Source organism: Nonomuraea jabiensis (assembly GCF_014204795.1).
In the GTDB taxonomy this organism is placed as follows: Bacteria; Actinomycetota; Actinomycetes; order Streptosporangiales; family Streptosporangiaceae; genus Nonomuraea; species Nonomuraea jabiensis.
In genome coordinates this window covers 4414555-4440783 of sequence record NZ_JACHMB010000001.1, presented here as the reverse complement: position 1 = coordinate 4440783, position 26229 = coordinate 4414555, and the positions used below count along the sequence as shown (strand labels likewise).

The window sequence follows — 26229 nt, the reverse complement described above, 5'->3', positions numbered from 1 at the left end:
GAACTATTCGATCGCGCGTTGATAGGAGCTGAGATGCGCCTCGGCCGAGGCGTCCCAGGTGAACTCGCGTGCTCTCGCCAGCCCCGCCTCCCGCAGCTGTGCCCTGCGGGAGGGGGAGCCCAGCAGGTCTCCGAGCGCCGCGGCGATGCTGTCGGCGTCCGGCTCCGTGTAGGCCACGGCGTCGCCGCCGACCTCCGGCAGAGACGTGTGATGCGTCGTCAGGACCGGTGCGCCGCAGGCCATGGCCTCCAGCACCGGCAGCCCGAACCCCTCGCCGCGCGACGGGAAGGCCACCACGAGCGCCCCGCCCAGGAACCCGGGCAGGTCGGGCGCGCGCAGGTAGCCGGGCCGGATGACCCTGACCGTGGCCTCCACCTCCCGGCAGGCGGCGTCGACGTCGTCCTCGTGGATCCCGCCGCCGATCACCAGCGCGGGGGGCGCGTCCAGGTGCTTGGCGGCGGCGGCGAAGCCGCGGATGAGGTTGGGAACGTTCTTGCGGGGATCGAGCGCGCCCAGGAACGCCACGTAGGGCTGGCCGTGCAGCCCGCACCGCAGCGCGACCCTACGGATCTCGTCCTCGCTCGGCGGGTGGAACTGCCCCAGGTCGACTCCGTGGTAGGCGACGTCGATGCGGGTGGGGTCGGCGGCGAGCACGCGGACGAGCTCGTCCCTGGTCGCCTTGGAGGGCACGATCACCCGCCGGGCGTGGCGCACGGCCGTGCGGGTGGCGGAGCGGAAGAACGACGCCCGCGGACTGTGCTGGTCGGGCTCGGTGAACCAGGTGGCGTCGTGGATCGTCACCACGGTCGGCAGGCCCGAGCCGAGCGGGATGGAGTAGTAGGGGGCGTGGATCAGGTCCGCCCCCGCCTGCCGGGCGAGCAGCGGCAGGCCGCTCTGCTCCCAGGCGAGCCGGGCGGCCCTGTTGGAGATCGCCACGGGCCCCGGGAGGACCAGGGCCGAGGGCGCGAGGCGCCGGTACCGTTCGGCTTCCGATCGCTGGCAGACCACTGCGAGGTCTGCGCCGGCCCGGTCGAGCGCGGCCACGAGCCCGTCCACATATCTGATCAACGCGCCACGGTCCGCGGGGACCGCCGCCGCGTCGACGAGCACTCGAGGCATTACGTAGATCTTCTCCCCTCAAGATCAACGTGGGACTGGTGTCCCCCTCTGAAGTTCAGCTTATGACCAGCCTCCCCTAAAACGTCGGTCAAATCACACCGAGTCGCGACGCGCTGCGATTCCCGCCATACCGGCGCAGATCAAGTCGCCCAAAATAATGACAATGCGGGACGAAAGTGCCACCGCGATCGCCGCGCCGCCGTCCACGTGCGGCGCCAGCACCGCGACCATCGCAACCTCCCGCACGCCCGCGCCCGCCGGGACGACGAACGTCAGGATGCCCAGGCACCACGACACCGCGAAGGCCCCGACGGCGAAGAGCAGGCCGCCCTGGGGGGCGACGAAGTAGAGGTGCACGCCGTAGCAGAGCCAGCCGGCCAGCGCCCAGCCGAGGGCGGCGAGCATGCCGCGCCGGGTGAGCGGGCGGTCGAGCGGCTCCCGCTTGAGCTTGCGCAGGGCGTAGCCGATCACGGCGTTGATGACCTTGGGCTCCAGCAGGACCAGCAGCACCGGGATGAACAGCAGCAACCAGCCGTAGCGGTCCCAGCCGAGCGTGACCAGCGTGACGAGCAGGCCCGTGGCCAGCTGGATGGGCATCATCAGGAAGAACGCCGCCGCGCTGCGCGAGCGCGGCACGCCGAGGTCGCGGCCCATCTCCATCTGGGCGATCACCGGCCAGACCGCGCCGGGGATGTACTTGCCGAGCTGGCCCACGAAGAAGACCTTGGCGGCGGGCCTCAGCGGCAGCGGGGAGCCGAGGTCGGACAGGAGGGTGCGCCAGGTGAGCATGGCGCCGAGCAGCGCGGCGATCACGGCGACCAGCGACCCGGCCAGCGCGGCCCACGACAGCCTGGCGAACCCGGCCACCACGGCGTCCCACTGCTTGGCCACGGCGTAGGCGCCGAAGCCGAGCGCGACGGCCAGGAAGCCGTACCGGACGAGCCTGCGGACCGGCGAGCGGCGCGGGGCGGCCTCCTTCACGGCTGTCACAGCGGGCGGACCCGCTCGGGCGGCTGCGGCAGCGCCGCGCCCGCGGGCCGCCGCGGCGTCTTGGTGGCCACCCACAGGTACGTGGGCACCAGGGGCAGCAGCAGCCGGAGCACCTCGCGGGGAGTGCGGGCCAGCACGGTCTGCGCGATCCGCCCCAGCGCGCCAGGGAACAGCTCGCCTCCCGCGAACCGGTCCGGCGTGGCCAGCACGGGGAAGGTGTAGTCCCACACGTGGAAGGCCCGCAGCATCCTGCGCAGCCCGCGCCGCGTCCTGAACCGCTCGTAGTAGTGGTCGGCCCGCCCGGACGCCCGCACGTAGCGGTCGGCCAGCGCGGGCGGCAGGTAGGACAGGAACGGCAGCTTGTAGTGGGGCTCCATGACGCCGAGCCGGTTGCCCAGTCCCAGGTAGAGGACGCCGTCGTCGGACAGCACCCGGTGCATCTCGGCCACCACGGCGTCGGGGTCGACCACGTGCTCGTAGATGTGGTTGAAGACCAGCACGTCGATCGAGCCGTCGGGGAACGGCAGCGCGGTGCCGTCGCCGCACACGAACGCCACCCGCTCGCCGAACCGGTCGGCGGCCTTGCGCAGCCCCGGTACGTCGATGTCGATGCCCAGCGTGTGCTCCGCCCCGGCCCGCGCGAGCTCGTCGGCGATGAACCCCGCGGAGCAGCCCACGTCACCCACCGTCAGCCCGTCCAGCGGCCCGCGGAAGTGCTCGAGCACCGCGATGATCTTCGCAGCCTTCCGCCGCCGTTTGCCCTCGTCGAGCATGGCGGACTGGAACTCCGAGTATTCGAGCTGCGCGACCCGTTGCTTACCCACGAGGACCCACAGTACCCAAATGGGCCTTGGTACGGCGCCGGTGCGGGCGCGCTCGCGATCGCCGGCGCCGCCGTCTGGCCTGCCCGGCGGAGCACGCGTAGCCTGAGCGAATGCTCCGTCGCCTGCTGCGCGTCGTACTCGCCCTGATCGCCCTCGGCTTCCTGGGCTACGGGCTGGCCACGAACTGGGACGAGACCACCGGGGCGGTGGCGGCGATGTCGCCGTGGGCGGTGCTCGGGGCGTTCGCGGCGGTGCTGCTCGGCCAGTTCTTCATCCTGATGGCCTGGCGGGAGATCCTGGCGGGGCTCGGCACGCGGGTGCCGCTGCGGATCGCCGGGCGGATCATGTTCGTGGGCCAGCTGGGCAAGTACATCCCGGGCGCGGTGTGGGCCTACGCGGCGATGATGGACCTCGGGCGCGACCATGGGAGCCCGCCGCGGCGCACGTTCGCGACGATCTCGCTGAGCCTGGTGATCAACCTCGGCGTCGCCGTCTCGATCGCCGCGGCCACGCTGGGCTCGCTGGAGGCGGTGCGCAAGGCCTGGTACCTCGTGCTGCTCGTGCCCGTGATCATCGTGTGCCTGCATCCCAAGGTGCTCACCTGGGGTCTCAACCTGGCGCTGCGGATCGCGCGCAAGGAGCCGCTGGAGAGCGTGCTGCCCGGCCGTACGGTGGTCGTCGCGGTGGCGTGGACCGCGCTCGGCTGGTTCGTGTACGGCCTGCACATCTGGCTGCTCTCCGGCCGCTCCGACCTCTACCTCGTCGCGACCGGGGCGTACGCGTTCGCCTGGGCCACCGGGATCCTCACCATCGTCGTGCCCGCGGGGGTCGGGGTCAGGGAGGGCGCGCTGGTGCTGGTGCTCGCGCCGATCATCGGCACCCCGGCGGCGCTCGCGGTGGCGATCGTGTCACGGCTGGCGTTCACGCTGGCGGACGCGGCGGCCGCGGGCATCTCGTTCGTGCTCGGCCGTCAGGCGGCCAGCAGCGCCCCCGCGTACGCCGACCAGAACGGCTCGGGGTCGACGGCCTTGACGCCCGACCGCAACCTCTCGGGCTCGCCCGAGGCGTAGAAGCGCTCGATCGCCGCGCGCAGCGCCCCGGCGTCGCCCGGCTCGACCAGCAGCCCGTCCACGCCGTCGGTGACGTGGTCGGCGAGCGCGCCGACGCGGGTGGCGATCACCGGCACGCCGTGCTCGTGGCCGAGCCAGACGTTCTGGCTGGCGGTCGCGTTCCGGTACGGGAGCACGAGCGCGTCCGCCCTGGCGAACAGCCCCGGCACGTCCTCGGCGGCCACGTAGCCGGGCCGCAGCTCGACCCGGTCACCGAGGCCCAGCTCGGCGACCAGCGCCCGCGTCTCCTCCAGCCCGCCCCAGAACTCCCCCGCGACCGTCAGCGAGATCCCGTCGGGCAGCGCCCTGAGCAGCAGATCCAGCCCCTTGTACGGCCGCACGATGCCGAAGAACAGCAACCGGCGATGGACCTGGGTGGACTTCTCGGCGTTGGTGGAGGGCAGGTGCGGCGGCAGCGCCGCCACGCTGACCGGACTGCCCGTCAGGCCCCTGGCCAGCCCGGCCTGCTGCTCGGAGTGGGTCAGCACCCCGTCGACCCGCTTGAGCAGCGCCTTCATGAGCGGCTCGTCGTACGGCTTGCGCTCGTGGGGCAGCACGTTGTGACAGAGGGCAATAGTCCTGACTTTTCGCCTTATTCCGTACAAAATCCCCAAATAGGCAGGAACCTGCACCGGGCTCAGCACGGCCAGCACCACCAGATCCGCCGACCTCAGCCGCCTCCCGGCGGACACCCACCCGTCGGGACGCCGCCAGTCGAGCCTGCGCAGGGTCTTCGGGAAAGGCGTGCCCTCAGGCGCGGAGATCGTCTGCTGCCCCGGGTAGAGGAACGACGGGTACTGCGCCCGCCACGACTCGATCACCACGTCGTGGCCCTGGGCCGCGAGGCGGTGCGCCAGCTCGGTGGTGTGCTGGGCCCCGCCCCCCTTGTACGGATAGGTCGGGCCGACGATCGCGATCCGCACGCGCTACTCCCCCCGCGACCGCACGATCAGGTCGGCGAGCAGCGCCACCGACCCGATCAGCAGCCCGGACAGGAAGATCATCACGGTGTTGGCCGGGAAGTAGAACGGGTGCAGGATCATGTCCCACACACCCTTCACGAACCCGATGCCCACCAGCCACAACGCGGGCGGCATGAGCACCTTGAGCGGGTTGAAGTACATGATCATCCGCAGCACCTGCAGGATGTAGCGGTACGCGTCGGACACGAAGCTGAACTTCGACTTCCCGGCCCGCTTGGCGTAGTCGATCGGCAGGTAGTAGATGTCGTGCTGGTTGGACAGGAACGACAGCGTGATCGTCGTCACGCACGAGAACCCGGGCGGGAGCAGCCGCAGATAGGGCTTGGCCACCGTCCTGCGGAAGGCCCGCAGGCCCGAGTTGAGGTCGGGGATCTTCTGCCCGGCCAGCTTCTCCGCCACCTTGCGGATCACCCACTTGGCGGGGACCCGCAGCAGCTTGTGCGAGCCCTCCTCGCTGGTGCGCGCGCCGACCACCTGGTCGATCATCGGATCCTTCTCCAGGATCTGCACCAGCTCGGGGATGCGCTCGTTGGGGTAGGTCATGTCGGCGTCGGTCCAGACGACGATCTCGCCCCTGGCCTCCTGCGTGCCGATGCGCCGCACGGTGCCCGCGCCGCCGTTGCGGTGGAAGGCGCGGATGCGCAGGTGGGGATAGTCGGGAGCGGCCTGCTTCAGCCGGGCCAGCGTCGCGTCGGTCGAGCAGTCGTCCACGGCCACGAGCTCGTAGGTGTAGCCGCTGGAGTCCATGGCCCGGGTGATGCGCTCGACTTCATCGATGACGTGATCCTGCTCGTTGTAGCAGGGGAGAACGATCGTGACGTACGGCGCTTCTTCCACGGCGGGTCCACTCTTCGGGGTCTCAAGCGTGCTCACGGGCCTTGAGGGTACTCTGCCCAACTCAAAGCCGAGTCCACGCGCGCCCACTGGGAGCTCCCACTTCCAAGATCACCCGTTCGCTTCGGGGAGGGCCATCCAGGCGGGAATCTGCAGGCCCCAGGTGCCGTTCGGGGCGTCCACGAGAGAGCGTTCGTCCTGGCGGGAGACCAGGGCCATGACCTGAACCGGACGTCCGTACGGCGCCACCTGGACGTCGTCGGCGGCCAGCACGACGGGGACGCGGCCCGCGGCGCGCACCCGTGCGATCAGCCGGCGCACCTGCGCCTCGGGGGCGGTGTCCACCGTGCCCTCGCGGGCCACGATCGCCGCCGGGCGGTCGCACATGCCGCGTACGAGCTGGGTGAACCGATCGCCGGTGACCCGCTCCACGATCAGCACCGACGCGTCGGGCGGGAACTTCGCACACATCGCCGCCACCGCCGCCGCCTCGCCCCGCTCGACCGGCGTGAACGCCGTCCCGATCGAGGTGACGGCCGGCGGCACGAGGACGACCAGGACGGCGAGCGCCGTCCCCCACCGCCGCGCCCCGGGCCCGCGCGGCCAGGACGGCGGGTGCGCCCGGAGCCGGTCGCGCAGCCGGGCCAGGCCGTACATGGCGAGCAGGATCAGGCCCGGGATCACGATGGGGACCAGGCGGCGGGCGGCCCACGGGTGGTCGGGGGTGATCTCGGGGCGCAGGAGCGTGGTGACGGTGGTCCAGCCGATCACCGCCAGCGGCAGCAGCCACTCGAACGGCCCGCCGTCCCGCAGCAGCCTCCGCACCAGCACCGCCGCCGCGAGCGTGGCCAGCACCACCACAGGGAGGCCGACGTACCAGGTCACCCAGTGCAGCGAGTTCTCGAAGTAGAGGCGGGTGCCGTCCACGGGCAGGCCGTTGGCCTGCTGGGTCTGGGCGATCATCAGGGCCGTGCGCCGGTCCTCCTCCGTCACGGGCACGCGGGTCACGGTCTGGAACCACGGGCGCGCGTACAGGCCGGCCATGAGCAGCACGACGAGCCCGGCCCCGACCGCGGGGGCCCACGCCGGCGGCCGGATCCTGGCCAGCAGCGGGGCGGCGGCCGTGCCCACCGCGGTGAGCGCCAGGACGGCGGCGCAGATGGCCAGCAGCGGCTTGACCGAACCCGACAGATACTCCAGGTACGGCCGGGAGAGCAGGTATGCCGCGAGCATCCCGGCCCCGGCGCCCGCCACCAGCCCGGCCAGCAGCGGCACGCCCAGCGCCCCCTGCGGCCTGGCGAAGCGGCGCATCGCGATCAGCAGCCCCGCGAACGCCAGCACCGGCAGCACGTCGCGCAGCCCGTCGACCCGGACCAGCACGGCCAGCCCGAACACCAGCCCGGCCAGCAGCCCGCGGGCCCGGCCCGGCCGGGCGAGCGCGTCGTGCGCCAGCGCCAGCCCGCCGAACAGCAGGATCAGCGACGGGATCTCGCTGAACGTGCTGCGCGAGGTGTAGAGGATCGGCAGGCTCACCGCGAACGCCGCCGCGCCCGGCACCGCCCACCGCGCCCCCGCCAGCCGCGCCACCACTCCGGCCACCGTGAGCACGGCCAGCGCGCCCAGCACCGCCGGGATCGCGAAGGGCACCCCCAGCCACTCGCCGACCGCGAACAGGAGCGGCGGCCCCGGCATGAACTGCGGCACCACCGCCCCGTCGAACGCGTAGAACCCGACGCTCTTGAAGATCAGCGACGGGTCCGGGCCGCCGAACGCCCACGCCTGCGTGGGGACGGGCAGCGAGCCGTGGCCCGCGATCCAGGCCGCGTACTGCGCGTACGTGGCCGGGTCCCGCCGCACGATGATCTGCTCGGTGTGCATGAGCGTGTTGAACACGCCGGACGCCAGGGCCACCGCCACGACGCCCAGGACCTGCCGGGACGTGGCCTCGACCACCTTGCCCAGCCGCCGGGTGCCGGCCCAGCCGAGCAGCGCGGCGGCGGGCAGCCCGAGCAGCGCCGCCGGCAGCGGCGCGAAGTGGCCGAGCAGCAGCAGCGGCAGCCCCGCCAGCAGCCAGCCCGCCACGGCGAGCGCGGGCGCCACCGAGAGCACGGCGAGCATCCGCCCGGATCGGTCGAGTCCCATCGGTGAGCGAGCGTATCCAACCTGGAGGTCCCGGCGGGTTCCGCCACACGGTGGGCGATCTTCGTCGCAACCGGGGAGACCCGGCGTGCGTACCCCTTGTCGGCCGGTTGGCACGGGGTTCACTGAATGGCGGGTAGCGTACGTGGGCACTACGGGACATGCCGGAGAGACAGCGGGAGGACGTGCGGGTGATGGCGGAGACTCGCGCCGACGAGCCCGCTCGCGGCAGCCTGGCGTGGGTCGGGGATCCCTCCCGCTGGAGGCGGCACGGGTGGTTCCTGGCGGTCCTCGCCCTCGGCACGGCCCTGCGCGCCCTGGCGATGCTCGGCTACCGGCCGGCCCTGTGGTTCCCCGACTCCTACACCTACGTCGTCACCGTCTTCAGGCCCCGTCCCGACCTGGTCCGCCCGGCGGGCTACTCGATGTTCCTGAAGCTGCTGGAGCCGTTCCACGCCTTCGGGATGGTCACGGCCGCGCAGCACCTGCTCGGCCTGGCCACCGGCGTGCTGATCTACCGGGGCGCGCGCAGGGCGCCGAGGTGGGTGGCGACGCTGGCCACGGTGCCGGTGCTGCTCGACGCGTACCAGATCGAGCTGGAGCACCTGCTCGTCTCGGACACGCTCTTCATGTTCCTGGTCGTGGCGGCGGTGGCGCTGTGCGTGCCGGAGCGGCGGGCCCCGGCGGCGGGCGGGGTCGTCGCGATCGGCCTGCTGCTGGCCGCCGCCACCCTCACCAGGACCGTCGGCCAGCCCCTCATCGTGCTGCTGGCCGCCTGGTACGTGCTGCGCGGGCGCCTGCGCCTGGCCGGGCTGCTGCTGGCCACCGCCCTCGTGCCGGTCATCGCGTACGGCGCCTGGTTCTACGCCACGTACCAGCGGGTGGGGCTCGTGGGCGCGAACGGCGTCTTCCTGTACGCCCGCACGATGTCGTTCGCCGACTGCGCCAGGATGGACCCGCCGCCGGACCTGCGCGTCCTGTGCGACCCGCGGCCCCCGGAGCGGCGGCCGCCGTCGCAGGAGTACATCTGGGCGAAGGACTCCCCGCTCGTGCTGCTGCCCGGGATCACGTTCACGAAGGAGACCGACGACCTGGCGGGCCGGTTCGCGACGCTGGCGATCACCACTCAGCCGCTCGACTACGCCGCCTCGGTGCTGACCGAGCTGGGCCGCACGTTCACGTGGGGCCGCCCGGTCTACCCCGATCCGGAGATCTACGGCTACTACCAGTTCCCGGTGACGGAGCCGGGGCCACCTGGCCGCTATCCCGCGCAGGTCGGCGCCGACTATGCCAAGCTCTACGAGCGGGGCGCGATCGGCACGGAGATCGTCGAGCCCTACGCCGGCTGGCTGAGGGCCTACCAGAACATGGTGCGGCTGCCCGGCCCGGTGCTCCTGGGGGTGCTGCTGGTGCCCCCGGTGGCGGCCGTCGTGCGCCGGAGCGGGCGCAGGCGTCCCGCACCCTGGCTGGTGCCCTGGTCGGCGGCCGTGGTGCTGCTGGTCACGCCGGCCGCGGCGGCGGAGTTCGACTACCGATACGTGTTGCCGGCCGTGCCCCTGGCCTGTTTGGCGGCGGCCCTCAGCATCAGGCCTGACGTGCGAAGACAGTGCGAAAGCAAGAAAGAGTTTGGCGATGATATTCCACGTAATGTCCAGCTCTGAGTATGCTTTGCCGCGGAAACATCACGCCCGGGTCACGGTCGTTCCCCGCGGTCATGGCACCTGGCACGCCGTACGTGACCTCGTCTCGTGGCGCGAGGCGACGAAGCCAGCGCGTCAGGCGCGAGAAGTGAGGCTAGGGGACGTATGACTGACTACAGGAGCGTGCCCGTAGTCACCTCCGGGCAGGACTACCGGGCTGCCCCCACTCAGCCCGGCAGCAGGATGGCGCGCAGAGCGGCCGCCGCGGCACCGCCGCCCCCGCCCGACGACCGGCCGCCGCGCGGCCACCGCGGCGGCGGCAGCGGCGGTGGCCAGAACAAGATGCGCATCCTGGCCTGGGTCAGCATCGGCGTCACCACGGTCATGGTGGCCGGCGCGCTGACCGGCTACACGGTCTACCGCGACGCCTTCAGCAACATCAAGAAGAAGAGCGTCAACAGCGACATCATCAACCCCCGGCCCGTGGACACCGGCGCGCTCAACGTCCTGCTCGTCGGCTCCGACACCCGCGCGGGCAAGGGCAACGCGCAGTACGGCCAGAAGCTCGCCAGGACGGCCGACGCGGGCGGCAAGCGGACCGACACGATCATCCTCATGCACATCTCGCCCAACCGGGACAAGGCGCGGCTGATCAGCTTCCCGCGTGACTCGATGGTGCAGATCCCCAAGTGCAAGAACGAGACCACCAAGCAGGAGATGCCGCCGCGCCGGGCCATGATCAACTCGGCGTACAGCTCCGGCGGCATCGCCTGCACGATCTCCACGATCGAGACCCTCACCGGCATCCGCGTCAACCACTTCGCCGAGGTCGACTTCAGCGGCTTCAAGAACATCGTGGACGCGCTCGGCGGCATCGAGATCTGCCTGAAGTCCGGCGTCAACGACAAGAGCTCCAAGCTGGTCCTGCCGCCCGGTAAGAGCCTGCTCAACGGCGAGAAGGCCCTGGGCTACGTGCGCCTGCGCCACTACGGCGACGGCAGCGACATCGGGCGCATCAAGCGGCAGCAGATCTTCCTGAGCAAGGTCATCGCCAAGGCCACCAGCAGCGAGCTGCTCACCGACGTCGGCAAGCTCAGGGACTTCATCGCGGCCGCGGCCGGGTCGGTCACCATGGACCCGGAGCTGGCCAACGACACCGAGCAGCTCATCGACATCGCGATGAGCGCCAAGCAGCTGACGGCCGGCGGCGTCAAGCTGACGACGATCCCGTGGCTCCCCGACCCCGAGGACAAGAACCGCGTGATCTGGAAGCAGCCCGACGCCAACGAGCTGTTCACCTCGATCAAGACCGACACCGAGCCCGCTACCCCGGCGCCGTCCGCCAGCACCGGCACCGGTACCACCACCAAGCCCAAGGTGACGCTCAAGCCCGAGCAGGTGAAGGTCCAGGTGCTCAACGGCACCAAGACCTTCGGCAAGGCCCGCCTGGTCGCCGACCAGCTCGCCAAGGAGGGCTTCAACGTCATCGGCGTCGGCAACTACGAGGCCGCCGACGGCAAGAGCCTGCCGAAGACCGAGATCCACTACGCCAAGGCCGTCGAGTCGGCGCCCGACCACGCCGGCACGCTGGCCGGGGCCGTCGTGCCCAAGCCCGCCCCCGCGGAAGGCAAGGTCGCGGCCACCAACCCGCAGCCGTACACGCCGGCGACGCCCCCCACGAGCACCCCGCCGAAGGGCACTCCGGTGATCCAGCTGGTGGTGGGCGAGGACTTCGACTCGGTGAAGGTGACCAAGCTGCCCGACAGCGTCAACAACAGCACGATCACCGCCTCCGAGCAGAAGAGCGTCTGCACCTGACGAGCCTCCAAGTTCCCTGTGGAATCGGGCGTTCTCGCCTCGCGCGAGGGACAGGAGGCGCGTGGGCGGGATAGTCTGTTGCGGGTCGGCGACGCAGCGCGACCCGGAGCCGAGAGGCCATCCGTTGGTCGTGCTGCCGTCGTGTTCCCCGGCCCCGAGCGAAGCTGAGCGACTCCCCTGTGTCTGACACCAGATTCTCCCTACCGGTCACGACTCCGCGGAGCCCCGAGGAGGAGACCGGCGGCCCCGCCCAGACGGGAGCCCGCTGGCCGCTGCCGGAGGAGGCGTTCTGGAGCGAGGAGGCCGATCCGCACTGGATGGCGCCGGGAGAGCTGACCGAGCCGCAGCCCGCGATCAAGGACGACGAGCCCCCGGCGAAGGCCCCGGCGAAGGCTTTGACGAAGAGCCCGGCGAAGAACCCTGCGAAGGGCCCGAAGGCTCCCGCCGCGGCCGACGAGCCCGCGGCGCAGGAGGGGCGTTCGCGGCAGCGGCCGAAGGCCACGGCGGATGACCCGGCGGACGACCCGGCCCAGCCGCAGCCGGAGCCGAAGCAGGAGGCCCAGCCGGCCAGGCGCAAGCGCGACCCGTACCTCGACAACGTCAAGTTCGTGCTGATCGCGCTGGTGGTCGTCGGCCACTCGCTGGTGCCGACGCTGTCGGCCGACTCCTCCAGGGCCCTGTACATCTTCATCTACACGTTCCACATGCCGCTGTTCGTGCTGATCAGTGGCTATTTGTCCAGAAATTTCTGGAACTCGAACGCCAAGACCAACAAGCTGGTCGACACGTTCCTGGTCCCGTACGTGATCGTCGAGGTCGGCTACGCCCTGCTCCGCGTCTCGGTGGGCCAGAAGTGGAGCCTGACGATCATCGACCCGGCGTGGCTCAACTGGTACCTGCTGGCGCTGCTGTTCTGGCGGCTGTCCACCCCGGTGTGGAAGCGGATGAAATATCCGGTGCCGGTGGCGATCGTCGTCTACCTGCTCTCCGGGTTCTCGCAGATCGAGGGCGACTTCAGCATGGACCGCTTCTTCGGTCTCATGCCGTTCTTCGTGATCGGCCTGGTGATGCAGCCGGAGCACTTCGAGATGCTCAACCGGCGGTGGATCAAGATCCTGGGAGTCCTCACGATCCTGGGTGCGGCGGGGGTGGCGATCTTCGTCGCGCCGCAGGCGAAGCTCTCCCCGTTCTACTTCAAGGCCAGCTTCCAGGACCTCCACCTGTCCTGGTACATGGGCCTCGGCCTGCGCGCCGGGCTGCTGGTGTGCGCGCTGGCCATGTGCTTCGCCGTCCTGGCGCTGGTGCCCCGGGGCGAGACGTGGTTCTCCGACCTCGGCACCCGCACGCTCTACTGCTACCTGCTGCACGGCATCCCCGTGCTGGTCGCCAAGGAGATGGGCTGGCTGGAGTTCCCGTGGCTGTTCGGGCCGCTCGGCGTGCTGGCGATCGCCTCCAGCGCCTTCGCGCTGGCGATCATCCTGTGCCTGCCCGAGACCCGTACGGTCTTCAAGTGGGTGCTCGAACCCCGCCTGACCTGGCTCTATCGCCGCCCCTCACGAAGTTAAGCGACAGTTCTACCCACATTTACGCCTTTGACCTGGTAAGCGCGGAGCATCGACACATGCGCGCATGTGTCGCCACGACCGTCCATCATCCCGAGGACGCCCGGATCATGCACCGGCAGATCAGGGCGCTGCTCGACGCGGGCCACGAGGTCACCTACGTCGCGCCGTTCACGTACTTCAACGTGACCCCCGCCATGGGGCTCACCGCGATCGACGTGGCGCGGCACGCCTCGTACGGCAGGGCGCGCGCGGCGCTGAGACGAGGTGTGAAGGGCGCGGACCTGCTGATCGTGCACGAGTACCGGCTGCTGCGCGCCCTGCCCTACAGGCGTCCTCCGGTCGTCTGGGACATACGCGAAGAGGTCTCCCCCAGCCGGCTGGCCCGCGCGGGGAGACGCCACCGCCTGATCACGCCCGCGGTGGTTCCCGAGGCGACCCTGGTGTCGCCCAGCCCGCCTCCTCCCGGGGACACCAGGGTCGTGCACATCGGCCGCCTGTCGGCCGAGCGCGGCGTGTCGGAGCTGATCGGGCTGGCCGAGCGGCTGGTCCCGTACGGCGTCAGGCTCGACCTCATCGGCGCGGCGGCCCGGGACGTCCGTCCGCTGCTGCGCGACGCGCAGCGGGTCGGGCTCCTCGACTGGTTCGGGTACGTGCCCAACCGGCACGCGCTGCGCATGGCCGAGGGGGCGCTGGCCGGTCTTTCGCTGGCGGACGACACGGTGCGGACGGCGCCGACGAAGATCATGGACTACATGGGGCGCGGGCTGCCCGTCATCACCACTCCCCAGGGCTCGGCGCTGGTCGAGCGGACCGGGTGCGGGCTCGTGGTGCCGCTGGACGTGGACGCCGTGCTGAACGCCGTGCTGGACCTCAAGGAGGACCCGGTGCGGCGGGCCCGGCTGGGCGCCCTGGGGCACGCGGAGGCGCGGCTGCAGCACCACTGGCCGGACCACGCGGCGGCCTTCGTCAACCGCGCCGAGTCCTGGGCCGGCCTCCCCGCCCACGCCCTGGCCGTCTGAGCCCGCGCTGCGGCGCCGGTGTGGGGGAGGCGGCGGGTGCGGCGCCACGCAAGGACATCGGGGGTGGGAATGGCGGCACGACCGACGGGTTGATGTACTGGGGCCATGGCAACGCATCTCATCCAAGGCCGGACGGTGGCCATGCCGGTGCGGGTGCGGGACGCGGAGGTGTGCAGCGCCTTCTACGCGGTGCGCGCCGACGCCGCCAGGGCGGTGATCGCGTACTCCGGACTCGACGTGGCCGAGATCGTGCCCGGCAAGGCCGTCTGCGTGCTGCTGTTCGTGGACTACCGCGACGGCGACCTGGACCCGTACCACGAGTTCGGCATGGCGTTCCTGGTGCGTCCCCCCGGCGTGTCCGGGCCCGGCGGGCTGCGGGACCTGCGCCGGGCCGGGGTCTTCGTGCACTGGCTGCCCGTCGACCAGCCGTTCACGCTGGAGGCCGGGCGCACGCTGTGGGGGTTCCCGAAGGAGCTGGCGGACATCGAGCTGCGGCTCGGCACGCCGTACAAACGGTGTGTGCTGCGCAGGGACGGCCGGCTCGTGCTGGACATCCTGATCAAGCCGGGCGTGCCCGCGCCGGGCGCGACGGTGATGGCTCCGCTCGACGCCTACACGCACCGGGACGGGATCACGCGGCGCGTGCCCTGGTCCGTACGCGCCCGCGGCGCCCGGATCCGCCCCAGCGGGGCGCTGATCCGCCTGGGCAACCATCCCATCGCCAAGGAGCTGAGCGAGCTGGGGCTGCCCAGGCGGGCGATGTTCACCAGCACGATCTCGCGGGCCGCGATGTCCTTCGGCGAGGCCGTCGAGGTCTGAACGCCCCCGAGGGCCCGGCCGCCGTCAGACGATCGGCGGGCGGCCCAGCTTGACCATGCGCCACGCCGTACGCCACGCCATGGGCCGCCGCTCCCCCGCCGGGGTGCGCAGGCCCTCGAAGAACCCGCGGAACCACGCCTTGAGCGCCGGCCCGGCCGCGCGCTCCCGCAGGAGGGTGAGCACGACCCAGTTGGTGAGGTAGAGGAACGCCAGCGGCCACGGCAGGTTGCGCCGCGCCAGCCAGACCCGGTTGCGCGCGTTGAGCCGGTAGAACTCGACGTGCCGGGTCGGCGGGACCTGCGGGTGGTACATCACCGTCTCGGCGTCGTACTCGATCCGGTAGCCCTCGCCCAGGAGCCGCCAGGCCAGGTCGGTCTCCTCGTGGGCGTAGAAGAACCGCTCGGGCAGCCCGCCCACCTGGAGGAAGGCCGAGCGCCTGATGGCCGAGGCGCCGCCGAGGAACGTCGTGACCGGCGAGGAGCGCTGCGGGTCGCCCGCGCGCAGCCGGGGCACGTGGCGCCGCTGGCCGATGCCGCCGTCGGGGTCCATCACGCGGAAGGAGATCACCGCGAGGTCCGGCTCGGTGGCGAAGCGGTCGCGTACGTGCGCGACGACCTTCTGGTTGGCATACCAGCCGTCGTCGTCGAGGAACAGCACGACGTCTCCCGAGCACTCCTCCACGCCGCGGTTACGGCCTGCGGGAATGCCCGTGTTCTGATCGAGCCGGATCGATTTCACGACCGCGGCCGACCCTTCGGGTGGCGTCGCCGACAATTCGGGCACATCCGCGCCGTTGCCGACGATCACCACCTCGACGTCGCCGTCGACCTGGTTGAGCGCGGACTCGACCGCCCGATTCAGCTCCGCGACCCGGTTACCCATGGTGAGGATGACGCACGAGATCTTCAACGAATCACTGTCCTGACGCGTTGAGAACACGGGCGGAGCATTCTTTCATGATCACCGAGTCTGTGGTCTGCATGTTTTGGAAAGGCTGGGGCTAAGCGTATCGGAACCGAGGATGAACCCCCACCGAACGGCGGACGTCCGATCTATACGACGGACGGCGAGCTCCTCCGGTTCCGACATCAGATCACGCCAGCCGCTTCGAGGCGATGATGCTTACCAAATGCAGGACAACCTGTAGGCATGCCGCTACGAAGCAGGCCACGATCAGGACCCGCGAGGCCGTGAGGTCACCGAGGAGCAGGTCGACGACGGCGGCCGCCAGCGCCAGCAGCGACAGCTCGATCGGCTGGACGATCCGGTGGAACTTCGTCGCCGACAGCACCCGCCGGCCCAGGCCCAGGAGCCCGGAGCGGAACTGCACCGCGGCCGCCTCCGTGGCGGCCGCCAGGCCGCCCTTGGCCCGCGCCACCTCCACGAGGTCCGTCTCGGCCTTGATGAGGATCGCGCCCAGCGCGGCGGCGAAGCCCAGCACGGTGTACCAGTCGGGCAGGACGGCCGAGGCCCGCCAGCCCAGCCCGGCCAGCACCGCGGCCTCGCAGAAGTAGGCCCCGACCCGGTCGAGGTAGACCCCGACGAGCGAGGTCTTCCCCGTCCAGCGGGCCAGCTCGCCGTCGGAGCAGTCGAGCAGCAGGTAGACCTGCACCAGCAGGGCGGCGGCCACGGCGGCCCACAGGCCCGGCAGGGCGAGCACGACCCCGGCCAGGACCCCGGCCACCGTCATCACCCAGGTGAGCTGGTTGGGCGTGACGGAGGTCTTGGTGAACAGCCAGGTGACGTAGATCGACAGCCGGCGCATGTAGAGCACGCCGGCCCAGTGCTCGCCGTTCCTGCGCTCGAGGTGGCCGGCGGGCTGGGCGACCCGCCGGATGTCAGCTACCGAAGGCCCGGACATAGTCCCCCACCCGATCGTGGATCTCGGAGTCCTGCATGCGCAGGTGCTCCAGGATCGTGTAGCGGCCGGGGCGGGTGGCCGGTGCCAGGGCGACGGCCTCGGCGAACTGCTGGCCGGTCAGCCCGATGTCGGCGGGCACGACGGGCAGCTTGTGCCGGCGCAGGCAGTCGACCACCTGCGTGACCCTGGCCTCGTCCTCCCTCAGGAAGAAGCAGAAGGCGGCACCGATCCCGGCGAGCTCGCCGTGGTTGGAGGTGCCGGGGAAGAGCTGATCCACGGCATGAAGGATCTCATGATCTCCACCGCTCGCGGGCCGGGACGACCCCGCGATCACCATGGACATGCCCGACAGGATGAGGGACTCGGCCAGCACGGTCAGGAACGCGTCGGACTCGATGGAGTCGCCGCGGCCGATGAGCGCCTCGGCGGCGGTGCGGGACATCGAGCAGGCCAGCCCGTCGATGGGCTCGCCGCGCTCGACGTTGCCGAGCTGCCAGTCGTCGATGGCCGACAGGTTGCTCACCACGTCGCCCACGCCCGCCCTGACCAGCGACTCCGGCGCGTTGTGCACGAAGTCGAGGTCGACCAGGATGGCCAGCGGCATCGGCACCCCGAACGAGCCCTTGCCGCCCTCGTAGACCAGGGAGGCCGTGGGCGAGCAGATGCCGTCGTGGGAGAGGTTGGTGGCGACCGCGACCATCGGGATGCCGGCGAGCGAGGCGGCGTACTTGGTCACGTCGATGGTCTTGCCGCCGCCGACGCCCACCACCACCTCGTAGGCGGCCTTGCGCAGGTCGGCGCCGAGGGAGACGGCCGCGTCGACCGAGCCGTCGGCCACCCGGAACACCTCGGCCTCGCCCAGCTGCGGTGCGATCAAGCTCTCGATGTGGTCGCCCTGGCCGCGACCGACGGCCACCGCGACCCGGCCGGAGGTGGCCACCCGGCTGTCGGAGAGCAGGGCGCCGAGCTCGGCCACCGCGCCCCTCCTGACCTCCATGGTCAGCGGCGCCGGCAGCATCCTCGCTAGAAGCGGCATGCGCGCCCCCTCAGTAGCGGACGGCTATGGTACGAGCCTTCGCCAGGTCGTCGTGGTTGTCCACCTCGACCCAGTCGACCTCTCCGATGGGCGCGGCGTGGATGACCTCGCCGCGCTCGACCATCTCCTGGTAACCGTCCTCGTAGTAGAGCTGGGGGTCACGCTCGAAGGTCGTCTTGAGCGCGTCGGCCAGCCGGTCGGCCGCGCCGGGCCGGATGAGGGTGGCGCCGATGTACTCGCCGTACGCCTCGGCCGGGTCCATCAGCTTGGTGATGCGCCGCAGCGAGCCCTCCGGCGAGAGCGTGACCTTCATCTCCTCGTCGGCGAGCTGCTTGACGTCGTCGACGGCCAGCAGGATGTCGCTCGTCTCGGGGGCGGCCAGCAGCGTCTTCTCGACCGAGACGGGGTGCACGGTGTCGCCGTTGACCAGCAGCACGCCCTGGGAGAAGTAGTCGCGGGCGCACCACAGGGAGTAGGCGTTGTTCCACTCCTCGGCCTTGTCGTTGTGGACGAGGGTCAGCTTGACGCCGTGCCGCCGCTCCAGGGCCTCCTTGCGGTCGTGGACGGCCTGCGCCGCGTAACCGACGACGACCACGACCTCCCGCAGATCCACCTCGGCGAGGTTGCGCAGGGAGATGTCCATGATCGTGGTTTCGCCGTCGACCGGCACGAGCGCCTTCGGCAACGTGTCGGTGTACGGCCGCAGACGTCGTCCGGCTCCAGCGGCCAGAACCATTCCCAGCAACGTGCACTCCTCAGTCGAGCATGTCTTCGTGAGCCCAAAGAGTATTCGTCTTTGGGCCCTGAGCGGGTAATCCGGCGTTAGTCTTGCGTTCCCGTATCGGCTGCTTCCACCCCGGAGCGGGGCGCGGCGAGCCAGCACGTGAGGCTCTCCCACCCGAAGAACGCCCACAGGTAGAGCGCGAGCAGCAGATAGCCGCCGGTCAGCCAGCCCGTGAGGGCGACCAGCGAGACCACCATCATCCGGCCGTCCCAGCCGAGGCCGAACGTGGACAGCCACGCCGGTGCGTACACGCGCTGCCGCAGCCGGTAAACAAGATCATAGTGGTGGAACGCCAGCGCGCCGAGCAGCAGGAAGATCACCACGGGGTGCACCTCGTGGGCGAACCCGCACGCCGCGACGAAGGTGTACTCGATGAGGCGCAGGATCGGCGGGACGAGCCAGTCGAACCTGCCGTCGTGCGCATGGGTGCTGCCGGGCCCGGCCAGCAGCAGCGTCACGGCGGGCGCGAACACCGCGAGCCCGTCCGTGCCCGCCACGCCGAGCAGCAGCAGCACGCCCGTGACGAACGTGCCCGCGATCACCGGCGGCAGCGGCGGGAGCTGCCCGGCCACCAGCAGGCCCATGGCGCGCGAGAGCGGGCCGTCGTCGCGGTAGGCCACGACCGTGCTGCGGGGGACGGGAGCCATGTGGACCGAAATCACCGTGCCGACCTCGCGATCCGTCCGGCGAGTTGATAGAGGGCCGCCACGCCGCCCCAGCAGAGCAGGGACAGGAACGTCACCCTGGCGTTCCAGCCCGCGGCGGTGACGGCGATCAGCGCGGTGCGCTCGCCGATGGGCAGCACGACGCTCTTCTTGAGCCAGCGGGCGATCGCGTCGCGCTCCAGGCGCTGGGCGAGCCCGAGCACGCCCCGTGCCCGGCCGCCGTCGGCCGACTCCAGGAGGGAGCGCGCGGGGCGTCCCCACTGCGCGCCGACGCGGGCGGCGTCGGTGAGGGCCCCGGCGTACGTCTGGTCGATGGCGTGCCGGGCGACCTGGAGGATCATGGCGGCCACGGCGAGCTGCCAGATGCCGGCGCCGGCGAAGCCCAGGGCCAGGCCCACGTAGACGGCGTACTCCTTCAGCCGGTCGGCCATGCCGTCGGCCCACGCCCCCAGCGGCGAGAACGTGCGCGTGTAGCGGGCCAGCTGCCCGTCGAGGCAGTCGAGCCCGAACGACAGGTAGAACAGCAGCGCCCCCGCCAGCCGCCCGCCCTGGCTGCCCTCCGAGAACCAGACGGCCGCCAGCGCGGCCACCCCGATCGAGGCGCCGGTGACGGTGTTGGGGGCCACCTTGAGCCGGGCCGCCGGCTTGATCAGGTGGCGGGTCCAGGTGGAGACGAAAAAGGTGGCGAAGAAGCCGTCGTCCGCCTTGATGGCCAGGTCGAGCCTGACCTTGGCCTCGTCCACCTCGGCCAGCCTGGAGACGGCGGTGTCGGCGGCGATCTGGCCGGTCACCCGGTCGGCGTGCAGCGGCCCGATCCCGGCCGCCCGCACGGAGACGCCCGCCCTGACCAGCCCGACCAGCAGCAGGTCGACGGCCTCGACGGGGGTGACCGGGCCGAGCTTGCCGGTGTCGGCCAGCTCGGCCAGCTCTTCGGCGATGTCCGCCAGCGCGCCCAGGTCGGCCTCGCCGGCCTTGAGCACGCCCCTGAACGTGGCGTTGGCCTCGGGCACCACGTGGAACGAGCTGCCCGCGGCGACGATCTTGCCTCCTTCGACGCGGACGGGCGGCCGCATGGGCGCCGTGGCGGCGTCATAGGAGACCAGGGCCCCGCTGCCGCGCGCGGGGTGGTCGAGCAGCAGCGCCAGCGCCTCGGTGTGGGCCACCAGGTCCGCGGGGAGCACGGCCACCGCGCCCGTGGAGATCCGGGCGATCTTGGCGACGCCTCTGAGGTCGGCTCCGAGGCCGCCACCCGGCGTCACCACCTGGATCTCCCGTACGGGCAGCGTGGCGAGCTGGTCGGTGACGCGGTCGAGCAAGGTGCCGTCGGAGCTGGAGAGCTTGCATGCCGGGGTCGTGGCGAGCAGGACGACCGAGGTGGTCGTGGTCTCGCGGGTCAATGAGTCGGGCAAAGCGCAGGTCTCCTCCCGGTCGCGCGGGAGCCGCGTGGCTTGGGGGTGCGTAGGCACAGCGTAGCGACAGGTCAAGGCGTAATCACGGAACAGGACCGTTACGCTGCCGATATGGATTCACGGTTGCGGTCGGTCGGGGTGCTCCTCGCGGGCGGCGTGGGGCAGCGAATCGGGATGGACACCCCCAAACAGCTCATCGAAGTCGCGGGAAAGCCGATCATCGAGCACTCGCTGGCGGTGTTCCAGAACGCGCCGGAGATCGACGAGATCGTGGTGCTGATGACGCCCGGCTACACCGACCGGGTCCGCGAGATCGTGGCCAAGGGCGGCTACGACAAGGTGAGCAAGGTCGTGGAGGGGGGCGCGAGCCGTACCGAGAGCACGTGGCTGGCCCTGGAGGCGCTGGGCACCGAGGAGTGCGATGTGCTGCTGCACGACGCCGTACGCCCGCTCGTGGAGCCCCGGATCATCACCGAGTGCGTCAAGGCGCTGGAGACCCATACGGCCGTCAACGTGGCGATCCCGAGCTCCGACACGGTCCTCGTGGCCGTGCCCGGCCCCGGCGGCGAGGTGATCGGCGACGTGCTGGACAGGTCGGTGCTGCGGCGCAGCCAGACGCCGCAGTGCTTCCGGCTCTCGGTGATCCGCGAGGCGTACGAGCGGGCGCTGGCCGACCCCATGTTCGCCGGCCGCCCGGCCACCGACGACTGCGGCGTGGTGCTGCGCTACCTGCCCGACGTGCCGATCCACCTCGTGCCGGGCAGCGAGCACAACATCAAGGTCACCCACCCTCTCGATCTGCGGATCGCCGAGCTGCTCTTCCAGCTCGCCGCAACCCCGCCGATCTCCGACTTGCCCAGATAGGTCACAGACGTTTGACCTGAGAGTTGTTACTGTGCGATCACATGAGGAGACTCATCGTGATCGCGGCCCTGCTCGGCTGCTACCCCACGCTGTTGTGGTCGGCCCTCTGGCCCGCTCCGGTGGTGTTCGGGGCGGTCGCCGCGCTCTCCTACGCGGTGGAGTACGCGGCCTCGCACGCCGCCAGACCGCTGCCCGAGCTGCTCGGCAGGGTCCACCTCGGGGTCACGCTGCGCTTCGCCGCCAGGGAGACCATGGCGCTGCTGCTGGTGGCGCGGATGGCGGGGGTCGACTCGCCGTGGTTCGTGGCGCTGGCGTCGGGCATCTTCGCGATCCACGTGGTGCGGGCCGGGCACACGGCGCTGGCGCTGCGGCTGAAGGGGACGCTCAGCCGGATGCCGGTGACCACCCGCAACCTCGACGTCTCGGCGCTGCGCATCCCGAAGATGCCGCCGCCGTTCCTGCGTGACAGCCGCAGCGTGCGCTTCCTCTACCTGGACGCGCTGCCGGTGGTCGGCGCGGCCGTCGGCGCCGTGCCCGCCGCGATCGGCGCCGGTCTGGCGGTCCTGCTGGGCGCCGCGGGGGCGCTCGCGCTCATCCCGTACGTGCGCCGCGCCACGCCGCTCACCGACAAGGCCAGGGTGCTGGCGGTCGTGGGCGAGCAGGTCGAGAAGTACCGGCCCGAGGTCATCCTCTACTTCTCCGGCGCCACCGCGGCCGCCTACCAGGCCAGGATGTGGCTGCCCACGCTGGAGCGCATCGGCCGGCGCGCCATCGTCGTGCTGCGCGAGCGCGGCATGGCCAACCACCTCGACGGGACCACGCTGCCGATGCTGTGCATCCCGTCGGCGGCCGACCTGATGAGCTTCCGCGCCCTGTCCAGCGCCAAGCTCTGCCTGTACGTCTCCAACGTCGGCAGGAACGTCCACATGCTGCGCATCCCGACCCTGCGCAGCGCGTTCCTCAACCACGGCGACAGCGACAAGGAGGCGTCGTTCAACCCGTTCTCCCGGGTCTACGACGAGGTGTGGGTGGCCGGTCCCGCGGGCCGCGACCGCTACCGCCGGGCCCGGGTGGGCGTCAGGGACGAGAACATCCACGAGGTCGGCCGGCCGCAGCTCGAAGGCATCTCGACGGAGGGGCCGGGGCTGCCGTACCGCACCGTCCTGTACGCCCCCACCTGGGAGGGCTGGAACGACGACCTGTTCCACACGTCACTGATCACCATGGGCCCGCGCCTCGTGCGGGCGCTGCTGGACCACCGGCCGCGGGTGCGCGTGATCTACAAGCCGCACCCGCTGACCGGCCACCGCGACCGCAGCGCCATCCGCGCGCACCGGAAGATCGTGGCCATGATCGAGGCGGCCGAACTGGCCAAGTCGAAGGCCAGGCACCCGTCGCGGGCGACCGGGGAGACGCCGCGGATCGAGCATCTGATCGTCACCGGCCCCGAGCCGCACCTGTACGACTGCTTCAACCAGTGTGACCTGCTGATCAGCGACATCTCCAGCGTCGTGGCCGACTTCCTGGCCAGCGAGAAGCCGTACGCGGTGACCAACGTCGCCGGCCTGGAGGAGCGCGCCTTCCACGAGCGCTACCCGAGCACCGAGGCGGGCGTGCTGATCGGGGAGGACCTGGCCGGGCTCGCGGAGTTCCTCGACGGGGAGGACACGCTGGCCCGGGCCAGGATCAAGCTCAGGAGCCATCTGTTCGGGGCGGAATATCCGGACGCGCTGACCCGCTTCGACGCCGCCGTCGAGCGGGTCTTCGCCGGGTCATGACCGGGGCGGCGTGGCCAGCTTCTTCGGGCTGGTGAGGAAGCCCCAGCCCCAGGAGCAGTGCATGGTGGCGTACACGATCGGCAGCCGCAGCCGTGCCCCCGGGGACAGCCCGCTGCCCGTCACCGCGGAGCCCGCCGCGATGGCGACCACGTAGCCGCCGGGGACGATGAGCGCCCAGGGGAAGAACGGCGAGACGACCAGCCCCAGCAGCATGGCCAGCACCGCGGCGGGCGGCGCCAGATAGCGCAGGTTGATCGTGCCCTCGTGGGTGCGCGCGACCACGCGCCGCCACCTGCCGTAGTGGAAGTACTGCTTGGCCAGCGCCTTGACGTTGGGGCGGGGACGGTAGGAGACCCGCATGCGCGGCTGGAACCAGACCAGGCCGCCGCTCTGGCGGATGCGGTGGTTCATCTCCCAGTCCTGCGCCCGCTGGAAGTGCTCGTCGTAGCCGCCCACCCGGTCGAGCGCCGTGCGGCGGAAGACGCCCAGGTAGACGGTGTCGGCGGGGCCCGCGGTGCCGCCCACGTGGAAGGCGGCGGCGCCCACGCCGATCTTGGACGTCATGGCGCAGGCGACGGCCTGCTCGAACGGCGTGACGCCCTCGGCCGCCATGACGCCGCCCACGTTGTCGGCGCCGGTCTCGGCCAGCGTCTCGACGGCGACGCGCAAGTAGTCGGGGGGCAGCATGGCGTGCCCGTCGACCCGGGCGATGATGCCGTTGCGCGAGGCGGCGATGGCGGCGTTGAGCGCGTTGGGGGTGCGGCCCGTCGGATTGGGCACGACCGTCACCCGCGGGTCGGCCGCCGCTATGGCGTCGGCGACCTCCTGGGTGCGGTCCTGGGACGGACCCACGGCGAGCACGACTTCGATCTCACCTGGGTAGCTCTGGGCGAGGACCTGGTCGACGGCCTCGCGAAGGTGCCGCTCCTCGTTGAGGACCGGCATGACGACGGAGATTGGGGGCCAGGCACGCGTCTCCGCGGGGGCCTGCGGCGAGTCGGGGAACTGCTTCATGGCGGGGCTCACGCTACTGTACGACCAGGGGAGTCGGGCAATCGAAAGCCTGATCCTCCGGGTGACAAAAGGGGGACGGGATGCGCGACCCGGGCGAGGAGGACGGCGGTGTGCTCGTGGGCGGCGACGCCTACGGCGGCGTCAAGCTCGCGCCCACGCGTCCCCGCAGGCCGCTCAGGAGCGCCAAGGCTCGCCGGCGCAACGTGCTCGTCGCCGGGTTGCTGTCGACCGGGGTCCTGGTCGCCACGGGCGTGGTGTGGGCGACCCCGCGCCAGATCGGCACCGTCGACGCCGGGGTGACCGTGCCGGCGGCCCGCGGCGCCGAGAACATCCTGCTGGTCGGCGTCGACAAGCGCGACGACCTCACCCGCCAGCAGCAGAATCGGCTCAAGCTGGGCCGCGAGTCCGGCCAGCGCACCGACACCATGATGGTCATCCACCTGTCGGAGGACCACAAGCGGGTCACCGTGGTGAGCCTGCCGCGCGACACCTGGACGACGATCCCCGGCAAGGGCGACCACAAGATCAATTCGGCGTACCAGTTCGGCGGGCCCAAGCTCACCAAGGAAGCCGTCGAGGCCGCCACCGGGCTGCAGATCAACCGCTACATCGAGGTCAACATCCTCGGCTTCATCGACGTCGTCGACTCCCTCGGCGGCGTCACCGTCTGCACGCCCGTACCGATCAACGACCCCAAGACCGGGCTCAACCTGCCCGCCGGCACCCACCAGCTCCAGGGCGTGCAGGCGCTCGGCTACGCCCGCACCCGCGCCACCGCGCGCTCCGACCTCGACCGCATCGACCGGCAGCAGCAGGTCATCTCGGCCCTGCTCAGCCGGGCGCTCAGCGCCGACACGCTGGCCAACCCGGCCAAGCTGGCCTCGTTCGTCAACTCCACGCTGAGCACGGTCAAGGTCGACCCCGACGACGGGCTCCTCGGCCTGGCCACCCAGATGCGGGACGTCTCGCTCGACGACGTGCGCTTCGCCGAGGTGCCGCTGTCCAACGTCGACTTCAAGGCGCCCACGGGCGAGTCCGCGGTCCTGTGGGACAAGCCGGCCGCCCGCGAGATGTTCGCGAGGATCAACGCCGACCAGGACCTGACCAAGCCCGCCGTCTCGCCCTCGCCCACTCCTTCGGTCAAGCCGTCGGCCATCCCGCCCGGCAGCATCACGGTCAAGGTCAAGAACGGCACGCTCGTCACGGGTCTCGGCGCCCGCACGAAGGAGGGGCTGGTCGCGTACGGCTTCAAGGTCCCCGGCGAGCCCGGCAACACGACCAAGAAGGACTACAAGAAGACGATCGTCCAGTACGGCGCGGGGCAGGAGGACGAGGCGAAGGTCGTGGCCGCCGCCATCCCGGGCGCCAAGCTCGACAAGGCCGACGTCAAGGGCATCGAGGTGATCGTGGGCAGCGATCAGCCGAAGATCGCGAAATCCAAGTCGACTTCCATGCCGTCAGCGAAACCGGGTGTTACACCGACCACCAAAACGGCAATGCAGAACATATGTAAGAAACAGTAATAACAGTCGGCGGTTCGGCAGGTGAAGGCCTCATGGTGGTCAGGTCGTGGCGGGAGGACCCCTGTACGGTGCTGCACGTCGTGGGCGACCTCGACGTGACGGGCGCCCCCCGGCTGCGGGACGAGCTCGACCAGGCCATCGACGCCGCCGACCCGCTCAACCTCGTCGTCGACCTGACCGAGGTGCCGTTCTGCGACTCGGTGGGCCTCGGGGTGCTGGTGGCCACGCTCAACCACGTCCGGCGCGTGAAGGGCCGCCTGATCCTGGTGCTCGCCCCCGGCATGATCCGCCACCTGCTGACGATCACCAACCTCGACCGGCACTTCGAGACGCGCGAGTCCCTCGGCGAGGCGCGCTCGGCCTTCGGCAGCGCCGCCTGACCTTGAGCGGCACGTCCCGAGTGATCGGCTCCGTGCGAGAACATGGTCATGTCATC

23 protein-coding genes are annotated in these 26229 nt (G+C 71.1%); 10 read left to right on the top strand and 13 right to left on the bottom strand.

The features are described from left to right. Positions 1–3: 3 nt before the first annotated feature. The 3 genes from HD596_RS20485 to HD596_RS20475 all read right to left on the bottom strand — a co-directional run bounded on the left by HD596_RS20485 (position 4) and on the right by HD596_RS20475 (position 2933). Entirely contained in the window at positions 4–1119 is a 1116-nt protein-coding gene (locus HD596_RS20485; RefSeq protein ID WP_185070954.1) for a glycosyltransferase family 4 protein, read from the bottom strand. A 93-nt stretch (positions 1120–1212) separates the two neighbouring features. Beyond that, positions 1213–2109, bottom strand: coding sequence for a lysylphosphatidylglycerol synthase domain-containing protein (locus HD596_RS20480; RefSeq protein WP_313044623.1), 897 nt, complete (start codon positions 2107–2109; stop codon positions 1213–1215). Then, positions 2106–2933: a class I SAM-dependent methyltransferase gene (locus HD596_RS20475; RefSeq protein ID WP_185070953.1), complete on the bottom strand. Its 828-nt coding sequence runs from the start codon at positions 2931–2933 to the stop codon at positions 2106–2108. The genes HD596_RS20480 and HD596_RS20475 overlap by 4 nt, the downstream gene beginning before the upstream one ends. Positions 2934–3043: 110 nt before the next feature. Here HD596_RS20475 and HD596_RS20470 point away from each other — a divergent pair, with 110 nt between their 5' ends. Further along, positions 3044–4003: a lysylphosphatidylglycerol synthase transmembrane domain-containing protein gene (locus HD596_RS20470; protein WP_185070952.1), complete on the top strand. Its 960-nt coding sequence runs from the start codon at positions 3044–3046 to the stop codon at positions 4001–4003. On the opposite strand, the gene HD596_RS20465 is transcribed toward HD596_RS20470, so the two are convergent. The 3 genes from HD596_RS20465 to HD596_RS20455 all read right to left on the bottom strand — a co-directional run bounded on the left by HD596_RS20465 (position 3904) and on the right by HD596_RS20455 (position 8001). Next, a complete protein-coding gene (locus HD596_RS20465; RefSeq protein WP_185070951.1) occupies positions 3904–4965 on the bottom strand; it encodes a glycosyltransferase family 4 protein in 1062 nt (353 codons plus the stop codon). The genes HD596_RS20470 and HD596_RS20465 overlap by 100 nt on opposite strands. 3 nt (positions 4966–4968) lie before the next feature. Next, a complete protein-coding gene (locus tag HD596_RS20460; RefSeq protein ID WP_185070950.1) occupies positions 4969–5898 on the bottom strand; it encodes a glycosyltransferase family 2 protein in 930 nt (309 codons plus the stop codon). A 72-nt stretch (positions 5899–5970) separates the two neighbouring features. Next, complete coding sequence (locus tag HD596_RS20455) at positions 5971–8001, bottom strand: hypothetical protein (RefSeq protein WP_185070949.1); 2031 nt, start codon at positions 7999–8001, stop codon at positions 5971–5973. Between the two features lie 158 nt (positions 8002–8159). Between HD596_RS20455 and HD596_RS20450 the strand changes: the two genes are divergently transcribed. The 5 genes from HD596_RS20450 to HD596_RS20430 all read left to right on the top strand — a co-directional run bounded on the left by HD596_RS20450 (position 8160) and on the right by HD596_RS20430 (position 14859). Further along, positions 8160–9659, top strand: a complete 1500-nt coding sequence (locus HD596_RS20450) for a glycosyltransferase family protein (protein ID WP_246554648.1) — start codon at positions 8160–8162, stop codon at positions 9657–9659. 144 nt (positions 9660–9803) lie between these two features. Beyond that, positions 9804–11456, top strand: a complete 1653-nt coding sequence (locus tag HD596_RS20445; RefSeq protein ID WP_185070948.1) for an LCP family protein — start codon at positions 9804–9806, stop codon at positions 11454–11456. A 179-nt stretch (positions 11457–11635) separates the two neighbouring features. Next, complete coding sequence (locus HD596_RS20440) at positions 11636–13021, top strand: acyltransferase family protein (protein ID WP_185070947.1); 1386 nt, start codon at positions 11636–11638, stop codon at positions 13019–13021. Between the two features lie 56 nt (positions 13022–13077). Continuing rightward, positions 13078–14040 (top strand): glycosyltransferase, encoded by a 963-nt coding sequence (locus tag HD596_RS20435; protein WP_185070946.1) that lies wholly within the window; start codon positions 13078–13080, stop codon positions 14038–14040. Positions 14041–14145: 105 nt separating this feature from the next. After that, a complete protein-coding gene (locus HD596_RS20430) occupies positions 14146–14859 on the top strand; it encodes an acetoacetate decarboxylase family protein (protein WP_185070945.1) in 714 nt (237 codons plus the stop codon). 24 nt (positions 14860–14883) lie between these two features. On the opposite strand, the gene HD596_RS20425 is transcribed toward HD596_RS20430, so the two are convergent. The 6 genes from HD596_RS20425 to HD596_RS63795 form a co-directional block, all read right to left on the bottom strand. Beyond that, the gene (locus tag HD596_RS20425) at positions 14884–15768 is read right to left on the bottom strand and encodes a glycosyltransferase family 2 protein (RefSeq protein ID WP_185070944.1); all 885 of its coding nucleotides are present in this window, start codon (positions 15766–15768) and stop codon (positions 14884–14886) included. A gap of 184 nt (positions 15769–15952) precedes the next feature. Then, the gene (locus tag HD596_RS20420; protein WP_185070943.1) at positions 15953–16720 is read right to left on the bottom strand and encodes a CDP-alcohol phosphatidyltransferase family protein; all 768 of its coding nucleotides are present in this window, start codon (positions 16718–16720) and stop codon (positions 15953–15955) included. Next, positions 16698–17738: an iron-containing alcohol dehydrogenase family protein gene (locus tag HD596_RS20415; RefSeq protein ID WP_185078589.1), complete on the bottom strand. Its 1041-nt coding sequence runs from the start codon at positions 17736–17738 to the stop codon at positions 16698–16700. The genes HD596_RS20420 and HD596_RS20415 overlap by 23 nt, the downstream gene beginning before the upstream one ends. A 28-nt stretch (positions 17739–17766) precedes the next feature. Beyond that, on the bottom strand, positions 17767–18501 hold the full coding sequence (locus tag HD596_RS20410; protein WP_185070942.1) for a phosphocholine cytidylyltransferase family protein: 735 nt from the start codon (positions 18499–18501) through the stop codon (positions 17767–17769). Between the two features lie 77 nt (positions 18502–18578). Then, positions 18579–19187, bottom strand: a complete 609-nt coding sequence (locus HD596_RS63800) for a DUF5941 domain-containing protein (RefSeq protein WP_221519416.1) — start codon at positions 19185–19187, stop codon at positions 18579–18581. Positions 19188–19198: 11 nt separating this feature from the next. Further along, positions 19199–20614, bottom strand: coding sequence for a CDP-alcohol phosphatidyltransferase family protein (locus HD596_RS63795; protein ID WP_185070940.1), 1416 nt, complete (start codon positions 20612–20614; stop codon positions 19199–19201). 111 nt (positions 20615–20725) lie between these two features. Between HD596_RS63795 and HD596_RS20395 the strand changes: the two genes are divergently transcribed. Next, positions 20726–21478 carry an IspD/TarI family cytidylyltransferase gene (locus HD596_RS20395; RefSeq protein ID WP_221519415.1) on the top strand — a complete coding sequence of 251 codons (753 nt, stop codon included), beginning with the start codon at positions 20726–20728 and terminating at the stop codon, positions 21476–21478. A 41-nt stretch (positions 21479–21519) separates the two neighbouring features. Further along, positions 21520–23256: a CDP-glycerol glycerophosphotransferase family protein gene (locus tag HD596_RS20390; RefSeq protein ID WP_221519414.1), complete on the top strand. Its 1737-nt coding sequence runs from the start codon at positions 21520–21522 to the stop codon at positions 23254–23256. Here the strand turns inward: HD596_RS20390 and HD596_RS20385 are convergent. After that, the gene (locus HD596_RS20385; RefSeq protein ID WP_185070939.1) at positions 23251–24270 is read right to left on the bottom strand and encodes a glycosyltransferase family 2 protein; all 1020 of its coding nucleotides are present in this window, start codon (positions 24268–24270) and stop codon (positions 23251–23253) included. The two genes, HD596_RS20390 and HD596_RS20385, sit on opposite strands and share 6 nt — an antisense overlap. Positions 24271–24350: 80 nt before the next feature. On the opposite strand from HD596_RS20385, the gene HD596_RS20380 reads away from it, so the two are divergent. Together HD596_RS20380 and HD596_RS20375 are read left to right on the top strand one after the other, a co-directional pair. Continuing rightward, positions 24351–25793, top strand: coding sequence for an LCP family protein (locus HD596_RS20380; RefSeq protein WP_185070938.1), 1443 nt, complete (start codon positions 24351–24353; stop codon positions 25791–25793). 32 nt (positions 25794–25825) lie between these two features. Then, positions 25826–26173 carry an STAS domain-containing protein gene (locus tag HD596_RS20375; RefSeq protein ID WP_185070937.1) on the top strand — a complete coding sequence of 116 codons (348 nt, stop codon included), beginning with the start codon at positions 25826–25828 and terminating at the stop codon, positions 26171–26173. Positions 26174–26229: the final 56 nt, after the last annotated feature.

What these genes read in the sequence shown, in the direction of transcription:
- HD596_RS20420 (WP_185070943.1), bottom strand. Translation starts at nt 16,720, where the DNA reads ATGTCCGGGCCTTCGGTAGCTGACATCCGGCGGGTCGCCCAGCCCGCC.
- HD596_RS20395 (WP_221519415.1), top strand. Translation starts at nt 20,726, where the DNA reads ATGGATTCACGGTTGCGGTCGGTCGGGGTGCTCCTCGCGGGCGGCGTG.
- HD596_RS20485 (WP_185070954.1), bottom strand. Translation starts at nt 1,119, where the DNA reads ATGCCTCGAGTGCTCGTCGACGCGGCGGCGGTCCCCGCGGACCGTGGC.
- HD596_RS20415 (WP_185078589.1), bottom strand. Translation starts at nt 17,738, where the DNA reads ATGCTGCCGGCGCCGCTGACCATGGAGGTCAGGAGGGGCGCGGTGGCC.
- HD596_RS20390 (WP_221519414.1), top strand. Translation starts at nt 21,520, where the DNA reads ATGAGGAGACTCATCGTGATCGCGGCCCTGCTCGGCTGCTACCCCACG.
- HD596_RS20375 (WP_185070937.1), top strand. Translation starts at nt 25,826, where the DNA reads ATGGTGGTCAGGTCGTGGCGGGAGGACCCCTGTACGGTGCTGCACGTC.
- HD596_RS20435 (WP_185070946.1), top strand. Translation starts at nt 13,078, where the DNA reads ATGCGCGCATGTGTCGCCACGACCGTCCATCATCCCGAGGACGCCCGG.
- HD596_RS63800 (WP_221519416.1), bottom strand. Translation starts at nt 19,187, where the DNA reads ATGGCTCCCGTCCCCCGCAGCACGGTCGTGGCCTACCGCGACGACGGC.
- HD596_RS20455 (WP_185070949.1), bottom strand. Translation starts at nt 8,001, where the DNA reads ATGGGACTCGACCGATCCGGGCGGATGCTCGCCGTGCTCTCGGTGGCG.
- HD596_RS20450 (WP_246554648.1), top strand. Translation starts at nt 8,160, where the DNA reads ATGCCGGAGAGACAGCGGGAGGACGTGCGGGTGATGGCGGAGACTCGC.
- HD596_RS20470 (WP_185070952.1), top strand. Translation starts at nt 3,044, where the DNA reads ATGCTCCGTCGCCTGCTGCGCGTCGTACTCGCCCTGATCGCCCTCGGC.
- HD596_RS20380 (WP_185070938.1), top strand. Translation starts at nt 24,351, where the DNA reads ATGCGCGACCCGGGCGAGGAGGACGGCGGTGTGCTCGTGGGCGGCGAC.
- HD596_RS20430 (WP_185070945.1), top strand. Translation starts at nt 14,146, where the DNA reads ATGGCAACGCATCTCATCCAAGGCCGGACGGTGGCCATGCCGGTGCGG.
- HD596_RS20445 (WP_185070948.1), top strand. Translation starts at nt 9,804, where the DNA reads ATGACTGACTACAGGAGCGTGCCCGTAGTCACCTCCGGGCAGGACTAC.
- HD596_RS20385 (WP_185070939.1), bottom strand. Translation starts at nt 24,270, where the DNA reads ATGAAGCAGTTCCCCGACTCGCCGCAGGCCCCCGCGGAGACGCGTGCC.